This window comes from Saccharothrix sabaoui (assembly GCF_051756985.1).
Classification (GTDB): domain Bacteria; phylum Actinomycetota; class Actinomycetes; order Mycobacteriales; family Pseudonocardiaceae; genus Actinosynnema.
Window position 1 is genome coordinate 1 of record NZ_JBPKJK010000233.1, and the last position, 10,795, is coordinate 10,795.

A 10,795-nucleotide genomic window follows, 5' to 3' on the forward strand; every position below is an offset into this window, starting at 1 on the left:
GTCGGGCCGGGCACTCCTGTTCGCGAGGAAGTAAATCGAATGTCCGTTTCGGGACCCCGAAGCGGACGATCTCGCGAAGGAGTCCCGGATGACCACCGTTGCCGCGTACGCCGCCGCATCCAGCGGTTCGCCGCTGACCCGCACCACGATCGAGCGACGTGCGCCCGGCCCCCGCGACGTCACCGTCGAGATCCGCTACTCCGGCATCTGCCACTCCGACATCCACCAGGTCCGGGGCGACTGGGGCAAGGGCCTGTTCCCGATGGTCCCGGGGCACGAGATCGCCGGCGTCGTCACCGAGGTCGGCCCCGAGGTGACCCGCCACGCGGTCGGCGACCGGGTCGGCGTCGGCGTCATCGTCAACTCCTGCCGCGAGTGCCACAACTGCAAGAGCGAGCTGGAGCAGTACTGCACGGGCGCCGGCTCGGTCGAGACCTACTCCGACACCGACCGCTACCGGGGCGACGAGCCCACCCAGGGCGGTTACGCCACCCACATCGTCGTCGACGAGCACTTCGTCCACCGCATCCCGGAGCAGATCCCGCTGGCCGAGGCCGCGCCGCTGCTGTGCGCGGGCATCACCACGTACTCGCCGCTGAAGCGCTGGAAGGCGGGACCGGGCAAGAAGGTCGCCGTGCTCGGCCTGGGCGGGCTCGGCCACCTCGCGGTCAGGATGGCCGCCGCCATGGGCGCCGAGGTCACCGTCCTGTCCCAGTCCGCGGCCAAGCGTGACGACGGCCTGCGCCTGGGTGCCCGGCACCACCACGCCACCGGCGACCCAGCGACCTTCGAGCGCCTCGCGGGGACGTTCGACCTCATCCTCTGCACGGTGTCCGCGCCGCTGGACGTCGACGCCCACCTGTCCCTGCTGACCACCGACGGCACGATGGTCTACCTCGGCATCCCCGACCAGCCGCTGTCGGTGAGCGTCTTCTCCCTCCTGCCCGGGCGCAACGCGCTGGCCGGCTCGCAGATCGGCGGCATGGCCGAGACGCAGGAGATGCTGGACTTCTGCGCCGCCCACGGCATCGGCGCCGACGTGGAGGTCGTGGGCGCGGACCGCATCAACGAGGCGTTCGACCGCGTGCTGGACCGCGACGTGCGCTACCGCTTCGTCATCGACGCCGCCACCATCTGACCCCGGCGCGGGCGGCGGGGCGGTCTGTCACGTTCACCCCCCGGGCGACGATGACCAGGGTGCAGCCCGCAGGAAGGTCGCGGTCATGAGCAAGCCAGGTGCGGACGTGCACGCCACCGGCGACAGCGGTGCGCCGCCGCGGGTCGCCGACGTCGACCTGATCGCCGCGCACACCGATCCGGTCGTGCGCAACCTGCGGATCACCCACTGCTACCACGAGCTGTCGCGGGCGCTGTCCGCGCGCACCGGCGGGTCGGCGAACTGGTGCACGTTCGCGGTGTGGGCGTCCAAGCAGATCGGCCGCACCATCCGGCAGGAGGACCTGGCGCGGGCGCTGGAGCGGCAGCTCACGTCCTCCCCCGAGGTGTCCGCCGGTGTCGAGCTGGTGGTCCGCGGGCTGCGCCGGGCCTTCCCCAAGCACGCGCTGGACGACGTGGAGCAGCGGGTGCGCCGGGCGGTGGTGGCGACCGCGCGGCTCGACGCCGTCGGCGACGCCGGCGCGCGGGGGAACCTCAAGGTCTTCGAGGAGATCGCCCGCGAGTTCGCCCGCTTCCTGGCCGCGTTCGCCGACGGCGCGGAGCCCGACGAGGCCGCGATCGCGGAGTTCCGCGCCGCGCTGCGGCCCGGTGAGCCGCCCGACGGCCAGCGCTACCTCCGGCAGGCGTTCGACCGCTACCGCCTGGCGATGTCCACAGAGGACCCGAAGCAGCGGGCGGAGCTGCTGCTGCTGGCCAACGTGGAGATCGGCCTGCACGAGCAGACCCGGCTGCAACCGGAGATCACCGCCGCGATGGAGGGGCCCCTCGTCGACCCGCGCGAACTCGAACGCCGCCTCCTCGACCTGCTGCTGCCGGACAACCGGGTGCTCCGGTGGCTGCGCCTCGCGCTGCTGACCGCGCTCGGCAGGCGGACCCCGGTGCGCCTGGCCGCCGAGCAGGTGGCGGACCACGCCCGCGCGCCGGCCCGCCGCCTGGTCACCCGGCACCTGATGACGCTGGCGCTGCCCGGCGGCGAGCTGCTCGACCTGGGCGACGACCTCCCGGCGACGTTCCCCCCGCTGCTGGCGGAGCTGTCCCACCCCGAGCTGCTCGCGCTGCTCCGGCTCGTCGACCCGACCGCCGACAGCCTCCTCGACACCGCCGCCCGCGACTGGTCGGACCTGCCCGACCGCATGCACTACATCGCGGACATGTTCCGGTGCCACGCCCAGCGCGAGGACCTCCTCGACCCGCCGTTCACCGCGGAACAGGTCGCGGACATCGTCGCCGGCCGCCTGCCGACCGGCCGGCTCTGAACACCGCCGGGAAAGTCCGAACACCGCCGGAAAAGCACGGTACGCTGTGCCGATAATCGCCTCCTGACCGCCGCCACCTGCGACGATGCCGTTCAGATCGGCTCACCGCAGGTGGCGGTGGCATTCTTTCGCAATCTTGCGATAGTTCTTTCGCAAGCTTACGAGAATCGTTGACAACGCGTCGCACCCGGTCGAACACTGTCTGCACCGAAGGGTCTTCGCCGCCCGGTCCTTCGCCGGCCTCAACGAGGAGGAAAAGCGTGCACAAGGACGACAACGCCCCGGCCCACCCGATCAGCCGCAGACTGTTCCTCGGCGGCGCAGGAAGCACCCTGGCGCTGGCGACGTCCGCGTTGATCCTGCCCGGCACCGCCCACGCCCAGACCGTCAACACGAACCAGACCGGCACCCACAACGGCTACTACTACTCGTTCTGGACCGACAGCCAGGGCACGGTCTCCATGACCATGGGGTCCGGCGGGCAGTACAGCACGTCGTGGCGCAACACCGGCAACTTCGTCAGCGGCAAGGGCTGGAGCACGGGCAGCCGCAGGACGGTGCGGTACTCGGGCAGCTTCAACCCGTCGGGCAACGGCTACCTGTGCCTGTACGGGTGGACGTCGAACCCGCTGGTGGAGTACTACATCGTCGACAGCTGGGGGAACTACCGGCCGACGGGCACGCACCGGGGCACGGTGACCAGCGACGGCGGCACGTACGACATCTACCACACGATGCGCTACAACGCCCCGTCCGTCGAGGGCACCAAGACCTTCCCGCAGTTCTGGAGCGTCCGGCAGCAGAAGAAGGTCGGCGGCACCATCACCACCGGCAACCACTTCGACGCGTGGTCGCGCGCCGGGATGCAGCTGGGCGGCTTCCGGTACTACATGATCATGGCGACCGAGGGCTACCAGAGCAGCGGCAACTCCAACATCACGGTGAGCTGACCCCGGCCGGGGCACCGCTCGACGGACCGCGCGCGGCGCGGCGGCCTGGTGGTCGTCGCGCCGCCGTCACAGGGGGTCGGGCGGGGCGCTCACCGGACGCGCACGGTGGTGGGGCCGAAGGAACCGGACGCGCACCCGCCGCCGGGAGCCCGGTCGCAGGCGTAGCCCGAACCGGACACCCGGGCGCGGCCCGCGACGAACGGCCCGCCGACGCTGTCCACCGGCGCGGACCACACCTGCTCGGCGCCGTCGCACACCGCCGGGTACAGGTAGCCGTAGCCGGTCGTGGTCACGCCGTCGCGCTCCTGCACGACGGTCAGGTCCACCACCCCGTCGAAGTCGGGAGAGAACGGGCCGCACGCGTACCGGCCGGTCAGCACGACCCGCTGCCCGTCCGCCGCCGCCCGGGCCCCGGTCACCGACACCTCCAGCGTCGGCGCGGCGACCGCGACCGGCGCGGGACCGAGCACCGCGGCCACGACCGCCGCCACCACCGCGCCGCGCCGGAGCAGTTGCCGCACCATCGCGCGCCCCTCTCGTCGCGGCTACCGTCCCGCGCGCCCGGCGCGGCGGCAAGACCGCGTTCGGCGCAAAGACCGCGCCCGCACCCTGCTCTTTCAGGGCGCGGACGGTTCACCGGTGGGCGTGGCGGGTTCGGTCGTGGGGCCGGTCGACACCGGCTCCTCCTCCTCGACCACCCCGGTCAACGCCGTCGCGCCCGCGCCCGGGAGCACCAGGCTCGCCGAGTGGGAACCGGGTTCCCCGGCCACGAAGGACACCGTGAGCGAGCAGCCCTCCCCCACCGCGAGCACCTCCGGGCAGTCGGACCCGACCGTGAACGACGCCGCGCCCGCCCCCTCCAGCGACACGCGCCCGGCCGCCACGGCACCGGTGCACGGCGTGGCGGCGATCGACAGGGAGGCGGTGTCGCCGGGACCGGCGAACTCCCGGGTCGCGGGCAGGACCGGCGGGCACGGCACGTCCCGGGCCGGTGCGGCGGTGGGCGCGGCGGTCGGCCCGGGACCGGGCCCCGGTTCCGGCACGGTCGCGGGAACGGGCTCGGGGCCGGGGCCGGATGTGCTGGAGGTCGGCCCGGGACCGGCCGGCGCGGGGGCGGGCGTTCCCGGGTCGGACGTGCCGCGCGCGTTCAGCGCCACCCAGGCTATGCCGACCCCGAACAGCAGGAGCAGGACGAGCGGGGTCAGGACCTGCCACGACGGCCGCTCCCGCGCCCCGGCCAGGAGCCGGTCGCGCACGGCGATCTCGTGCCGGAAGTAGGCCAGTTCACGGGTGGCGGCCAGCCGGTCCGCGACGTCGGCGCCGAGGTGCAGCACCTGCCCCCACGCGCCGAGCCGCAGCACGCGGAGCAGCGCGGGCGCCGCGGTCCGCGCCAGGTCGAGGGCCGCCGGTGTCGCGCCCGCCGCGTGCAGCACGGCGACGACCACCGGTCCGGCCGCGACGACCTCGGGGCCGTCCGGTCCGCGCCGGAGCCAGTCGGCCAGCGCGGTGGCGACCGGCTCCGGCGCGGCGACCTCGTCGAACTCCACGGCGATCCGGTAGCCGTCGCCGGAGGCGGCGGTGAACCCGACCCGCTCCAGGTCCGCCAGCACCGGCCCGACCGCGGCGGGGTCGACCCCGGCGAGCAGGGCGGTCAGCGCGACCGGGCACGCCGCGCCGCCGAGCAGGGCGAGCACCCGCAGCACCCGCCCGCGCACGGGGTCGAGCGTGGCGGTGCCGATGCGTTGCAGGGCGGGCGGGCTGCCCCGGGCGGCCCGCACCCGCCACAGCTCGGCCGCGGTCGGTTCGCGGCCCAGGACGCGGCGCACCAGGGCGGTGCCCGCGTCCTCCGACAGCTCCCCGAGCCGCACGGCCCGGCCCGCCGCCCACAGCGTCCGCTCCACCGACCCGGCGAGCACGGTGCAGCCCGGCACGGCGTCGAGCACGAACTCGATGTCCTCCGGGTCGTCCGAGAGGTCGTCCAGCACCAGCAGCGCCCGCACCGGCCCCAGCAGTCGGCGCAGGTGCGCCGGTGACGGGCGGTAGGGCACCGGCGCCTCGTAGCACGCCTCGAACACGTCCTGCACGAGGTCGTCGACCGTCTTCCCGTTGGCGGACAGGCAGATCACGCCGTCGCCGGTCGGCCGGTCGCGGCTGACGTGCCGCAGCAGCAACGACTTCCCGCACCCCGGGGGCCCGTGGACCTGCACGTGCCGCCGCGCGTCGAGGTGGTCGTGCACCGCGCGCAGCTCGGCCTCCCGGCCGAGGGGCGCGTCCCGGGTCGCCCACAGCAGCGAGGGCGGCGGGGTGCGGCGGCGCGCGGTGGGCGGGCGCGTCGGGCTCGTCGTCGTGCCCCGGCGGTCGCACAGGACGTCGTGGTCGCCGATGACGACGGTGCCGACGTCCCCCTCGACGGCGAAGTGGTTCGGTCTGCCGTCCACGCCGTCGATGCAAGCACAGCGGTCCGGGCGCCACGGCGGGTGTGTCGGTGCGCCCCACGTTCGGGGTAACCGAATCACCCCTTCGAGAGGGGCCGATCGGTCAGGGCGGCGGCGAAGCGCGAGGCGACCGCCGCGACCGCCGCGCGGAGCTCCCGCCCGCCCTCGACGCGGAAGGCGAACGGCACGGTCGCCAGCCACTCCTGCGCGTACATGGCGGGGTTGCTCGTGCTGCCGATGAGCACGCAGCCGCTGCCCAGCGGTTCGAGCCGCCCCATGGGCGGGCGCACCCACGGCGCCACCTCGGCCCGCGGCGCGTGGAACACCACGCGCGTCGGGAAGTCCCACCCGACGCCCAGGTTCTCCTCCACGGCCGCCACCGGGTCGAGGCCCTCCGGCGGCTCGAACCCGCGCCCGGTCTCCCGGACCGCGCGGACCCGGTCGACCCGGTAGGTGCGGACCGCCTCCGCCCGGTGGCAGCGGCACAGGAGGTACCAGCGCCCGTGGCGGACGACGACCGCCCACGGGTCCACCTCGGCCTCCCACTCGTCGCCGGCCCCGCTCCGGTACGCGACCAGCACCCGGCGGCGGGCCGCGACGGCGGCGACGAGCGCGCCCGTGGTGCCGGGGTCGGGCCGGGCCGCCGACCGGTCGGGCGCGGCCGACGCGTGCTCCCGCAGGGTGGCGGCCTGCCGGCCCACGTTCTCGGGCAGCGCCCCGATGACCTTGTCCAGGGCGGTGCCGACGAGGTCGTCGGCGGCCGCGGCGGCCGGTCGGCCGTCGAGCACCGCCATCACCAGGCCCAGCGCCTCCGGCTCGGTGAAGACGATCGGGGGCAGCCGCGTGCGGCGGCCGAGCCGGTACCCGCCGTGCGGCCCCCTGGTCGACTCGACCGGGATGCCCGCCTCGCGGAGGATGCCGACGTACCGGCGCGCGGCGCGTTCCGTGACGCCGAGCCGGTCGGCCAGCTCGCCGGCCGTCACCCCGGGGCGGGTCCGCAGGATCTCGACGGCGCGCAGCGCCCGCGCGGTGGGGCTGGCGTCGCTCGGCACGCGAGGAGAGTAGTCCTCCCGGGACGAACCGGAAGCGGATCGTCCGGAACCGGTCGTAGCGTGGCGCCCATGACCGAACCGCACGACCGCACCCCCGCCGCACCGGGTCCGACCGCACCGGGTCCGGCCGCACCGGTTCCGGCAGCACCGCACGAGGGGAGCTGACCGTGGACGTCCTGCTCATCGCCGGTCTCTGGCTCGACGCGTCCGCCTGGGACGGCGTCGTGCCCGAGCTGGAGGCGCTCGGCCACTGCGCCGTGCCCGTCGCCCTGCCCGGACAGGGCGACGGGTCGACCTCCGCCACCCTGGACGACCAGGTCGCCGCGGTGCTGGCCGCCGTCGACTCGGCGTCCGGGAACCCCGTGGTGGTGGGGCACTCCGCCGCCTGCACGCTGGCCTGGCTCGCCGCCGACGCGCGACCGGACCGGGTGGCCGGGGTCGTCCTGGTGGGCGGCTTCCCGACCGGCGACGGGCGGCCCTACGCGGACTTCTTCGAACCGGTGGACGGCGTCGTGCCCTTCCCGGGCTGGGAGGTGTTCGAGGGACCGGACTCCGCCGACCTCGACGAGGCGGCCAGGGAGCGCTTCGCCGCCGCCGCCGTCCCGGTGCCCGAGGGCGTGAGCAAGGGCGTGGTGCGCCTGACCGACGAACGCCGGTACGGGGTGCCGGTCCTGGTCGTGTGCCCGGAGTTCTCGCCCGAGCAGGCCCGGGGGTGGGTCGCCGACGGCGACGTGCCCGAGCTGGCGGCGGCCGGGCACGTCGAGTTCGCCGACCTCGACTCGGGGCACTGGCCGATGATCACCAGGCCGGCCGAGCTGGCGGCGCTCCTCGCTCACCCGCCGGAGCAGCCGGGGCACAGGCCCCGGTAGACGACCTCGACCGCGTCGATCGTGAAGCCGAGGTCGTCGGCGGCGGTCAGGCAGGGGGCGACGCCGACGACCCGGTCCACGTCGGCGACGGCGCCGCAGGACCGGCACACGACGTGGTGGTGGTCGTCCCCGACCCGGGCCTCGTAGCGCGCGGCGGACCCCGGCGGTTCGACGCGCCGCAGCAGGCCGGCGGCGGTCAGCACGCGCAGCACGTCGTACACGGCCTGGTGGGACACCGCGCCGAGGCGCTCCCGGACCACGCCGGCGATCGTGTCGGTGTCCGCGTGCGGGTGGGCGTGCACCGCGGAGAGCACGGCCACCCGGGGTCCCGTCACCCGCAGGGACGCCTCGCGCAGCACGCGCCGGAAGTCGGAAGCCGTGGGCACGCCGGGCAGTCTCACCGAACCGCCGGCACGAATCAAGATCGGCATCCCGGGACTGCGCGCTCCCGCACCGCCTCCGGCGGGCATCGCGCGAACCGCGCCCGCCGGAGGCGACGGTGAAGAGCCGCGTCTCGCGGGTGCCGGTGGAGGTCAGAGGCGTTGCCAGGGGCCGAACGGGCTGTCGGCGGTGGCGGACTGCTGGGTGCGGAGGTGGACGGCGCCGTCCGTGCCGACGGCGGCGACGACCAGCGCGCCCCGCGCGTCCCGGACCGCGGTCGGGGAGTCGGCGACCACACCGCCCAGGTCGGTCCACGTCCCGTAGCCGGCGTTCGGCCCCTGCTGCCGCGCCGCGCTCACGCCCGTGCCGCCGTTGCGCTGGAGCACCACGACGCGGGCGTCCGCTCCCGGCGGCGCGGTCACCGCCGCGACCTGGCCCACGCCGCCGTGCCCGCCGAGCACCACCGGACCGGCCCAGCCGGCGGCCGTCCGCACGGTGAGCACGACCTCCTCCGTGCCGGCCCGCCGGTAGAGCACCTCGACGCGGCCGTCCTGCGCCAGGGTCGCCGACGGCGGACCGGCCGGGACGGCCGACGGCAGGGTCTCGTCTCGGGTGAAGGTGCCGTTGGGCTGGGCCTGGTACCAGCGCAGCAGGCGCGACCGGGTCGACGCGAACAGCTCGACGGTGCCGCCGGGCGTCGTCACCGCGGTCAGCCCGTCCTGCACGTCCGTGCCGAACAGGTCGACCCAGTCGCTCCACCCGGTCGCCGTGCGGTGCTTCGCGCTGACCCCGCCGCCGCCGTTCTTGACGAACACCTGGAGCCGCCCGTCCGCGTTGGCGGCCACCGCCGGCAGCCCCACCTGGTCGGCGTTGCCGAAGGCGGTGTTCGGGTTGCCGAGGTCCGTCCACGGCCCGCTCCACCCGCCGTTCGGCGCGGTCTGCCGCAGGGACAGCAGGTGGTGGTCGGTCTGCCGCCGCGCGAACAGCTCCAGCCGCCCGTCCGGGCCCAGGGCCACCGCCAGGCCCTGCGCGAGCGGCCCGCCGGGGTCCGGGAGGCCGCCCGGTCCGGCCCACGGGCCGGACGGCGTCTGCCAGTAGGTGTGCGGCACGCCGCCGCGCACCACGAACAGCTGCGGGCGCCCGTCGGCGTTGCGCCCGGACCACGCCGTGCCGCGCGGCCAGCGGTGGTTCATGCCCGCCAGGTAGCCGCGCAGGCCGGTGTTGCCGTCGTAGCGCAGGTACTGGTCGAAGATCGAGCTCTTGCGCGCCAGGGTGGACGCCGACAGGTTGTTCGGCACGCTGGTGTTGTTGTAGTCGCGGTAGTGGACCTGCGCCGGTTGCCCGCCGTGGGCGCGGACGGCGTCGTCGGCGAACCGCGCGGCGGCCACGTGGTCGGAGTGGTCGCCCGCGTACCGGGCGTCCGGCAGCGGGTCCTGCGCCCGCACGAGCGTCGGCCGGTAGGCGTCCATCAGGCCGGCGAGCGCCGCCACGACGCCCGCCCGGTCGTAGGAGTAGGAGGTCGTGACCAGTCCGCCGGCCGGGACCACGGTCAGGTCCACGGCCCCGCTGTCGCGCACCGCGCCGAGCCGGCCGTCGCGCAGGTTCAGGAACACCAGCTGCACATCGTCCCGGCCGGCCAGCACGTACCGCTCGGCCTGCCGCCCGGCCACGGGCACCAGCGCGCCGCGCCACTCCTCCTGCGCGCCCGGGTCGACGTCCGGCACGCCCGCCATCCGCGCGTAGGCGTCCTGGATGCCGCGCTGCCGGTTGCGGGCGCGCTCCTCGTCCGTGCCGCCCGCCCCGGTGATCTGCCCGGCGGTGACGAACACGGTCACCGTGGGCGTGCGGGTGCGGATGGTCTGGTCGAGGTCGGGGTTCATGAACAGCAGGTCGTCGTCCTCGTGCGCCACGACCTGCATGGTCAGGCCCGCCGCCACCGCCGCCGCCGGGGGCGTCCACCCGACCACCACCAGCACGACCACCAGTACAGCCGCCGACGCACGCCTCATGCCGCCCCCTCGCGAATCCCCGGACCGGGGACTCTCGGCGCGCCGGGCCGGTCACCACAAGCGGACCGGCCCCCCGTCACCCGGCCGGCCGCGTCCGGACGGTTCACCGGCGCGCGCCCGTGGTCGGCGGGCGGCACCGGGGTGGCGGCCCCGTGGTTAACGCCTGGCTAGCGCCCGGTGCGGAACCTGGTGCGGTGCCGCCAGGAGGCGTCACGACCGGCAAGACGGAGGCTCGGACATGACCATGCGCACCAGGTTGACCTCGCTCGCGGGTGCGGGCGCGTTGGTGTTGGGCGGCGGGCTGCTCGCGGCGAGCGGCACCGCCTCCGCCTCGGACGACCCCGTGCCGCCGCCCTGGGCCCAGGCGTGCGCGGGGCTCGCGCCCACGATCTTCGCCGTGCCCGGGGTGGTCACGTTCGGGACGAACCTGCCCGACGTGATCCTGGGGACGCCGTTCGACGACACGATCTACGGGCTCCAGGGCAACGACGTCGTCTGCGCGTTGGACGGCGACGACCTCGTGGTCGGCGGCGCGGGCGACGACCGGGTCTACGGCCAGGGGGGTGACGACGACATGTTCGGCGGCGACGGCGTGGACCTGCTCAACGGCGGCGGTCAGGTCGTGGGCGACTTCGCCGACGGCGGTCCGCTCAACGACGCCTGCCCC

The 10,795-nt window shown here is 75.4% G+C and carries 10 protein-coding genes; 5 read left to right on the forward strand and 5 right to left on the reverse strand.

Annotation, left to right across the window (positions count from 1 at the left end; translation table 11 throughout):
• The first annotated feature begins 88 nt into the window (after positions 1–88).
• The 3 genes from ACR807_RS38870 to xynA all read left to right on the forward strand — a co-directional run bounded on the left by ACR807_RS38870 (position 89) and on the right by xynA (position 3,382).
• Positions 89–1,138, forward strand: coding sequence for an NAD(P)-dependent alcohol dehydrogenase (locus tag ACR807_RS38870; RefSeq protein WP_438926534.1), 1,050 nt, complete (start codon positions 89–91; stop codon positions 1,136–1,138).
• A gap of 85 nt (positions 1,139–1,223) precedes the next feature.
• Complete coding sequence (locus ACR807_RS38875) at positions 1,224–2,432, forward strand: serine/threonine-protein kinase (protein WP_438926535.1); 1,209 nt, start codon at positions 1,224–1,226, stop codon at positions 2,430–2,432.
• A 260-nt stretch (positions 2,433–2,692) separates the two neighbouring features.
• Positions 2,693–3,382 (forward strand): endo-1,4-beta-xylanase XynA, encoded by a 690-nt coding sequence (gene xynA / locus ACR807_RS38880; protein WP_438926536.1) that lies wholly within the window; start codon positions 2,693–2,695, stop codon positions 3,380–3,382.
• Between the two features lie 89 nt (positions 3,383–3,471).
• Here xynA and ACR807_RS38885 read toward each other — a convergent pair whose 3' ends face one another.
• From ACR807_RS38885 to ACR807_RS38895, 3 genes are all read right to left on the reverse strand, one after another.
• Positions 3,472–3,906 carry a hypothetical protein gene (locus ACR807_RS38885; protein ID WP_438926537.1) on the reverse strand — a complete coding sequence of 145 codons (435 nt, stop codon included), beginning with the start codon at positions 3,904–3,906 and terminating at the stop codon, positions 3,472–3,474.
• A gap of 93 nt (positions 3,907–3,999) precedes the next feature.
• Entirely contained in the window at positions 4,000–5,820 is a 1,821-nt protein-coding gene (locus ACR807_RS38890) for an ATP-binding protein (protein WP_438926538.1), read from the reverse strand.
• A gap of 74 nt (positions 5,821–5,894) precedes the next feature.
• Positions 5,895–6,869, reverse strand: a complete 975-nt coding sequence (locus tag ACR807_RS38895) for a helix-turn-helix transcriptional regulator (RefSeq protein ID WP_438926539.1) — start codon at positions 6,867–6,869, stop codon at positions 5,895–5,897.
• Between the two features lie 167 nt (positions 6,870–7,036).
• Here ACR807_RS38895 and ACR807_RS38900 point away from each other — a divergent pair, with 167 nt between their 5' ends.
• Positions 7,037–7,738, forward strand: coding sequence for an alpha/beta fold hydrolase (locus ACR807_RS38900; RefSeq protein WP_438926540.1), 702 nt, complete (start codon positions 7,037–7,039; stop codon positions 7,736–7,738).
• Here ACR807_RS38900 and ACR807_RS38905 read toward each other — a convergent pair.
• Complete coding sequence (locus ACR807_RS38905) at positions 7,702–8,124, reverse strand: Fur family transcriptional regulator (protein WP_438926541.1); 423 nt, start codon at positions 8,122–8,124, stop codon at positions 7,702–7,704. The two genes, ACR807_RS38900 and ACR807_RS38905, sit on opposite strands and share 37 nt — an antisense overlap.
• 147 nt (positions 8,125–8,271) lie before the next feature.
• Positions 8,272–10,128: a DUF8189 domain-containing protein gene (locus ACR807_RS38910; RefSeq protein ID WP_438926542.1), complete on the reverse strand. Its 1,857-nt coding sequence runs from the start codon at positions 10,126–10,128 to the stop codon at positions 8,272–8,274.
• 238 nt (positions 10,129–10,366) lie between these two features.
• Here ACR807_RS38910 and ACR807_RS38915 point away from each other — a divergent pair.
• On the forward strand, positions 10,367–10,795 hold a 429-nt coding region (locus tag ACR807_RS38915; protein WP_438926543.1), incomplete at its 3' end, for a hypothetical protein.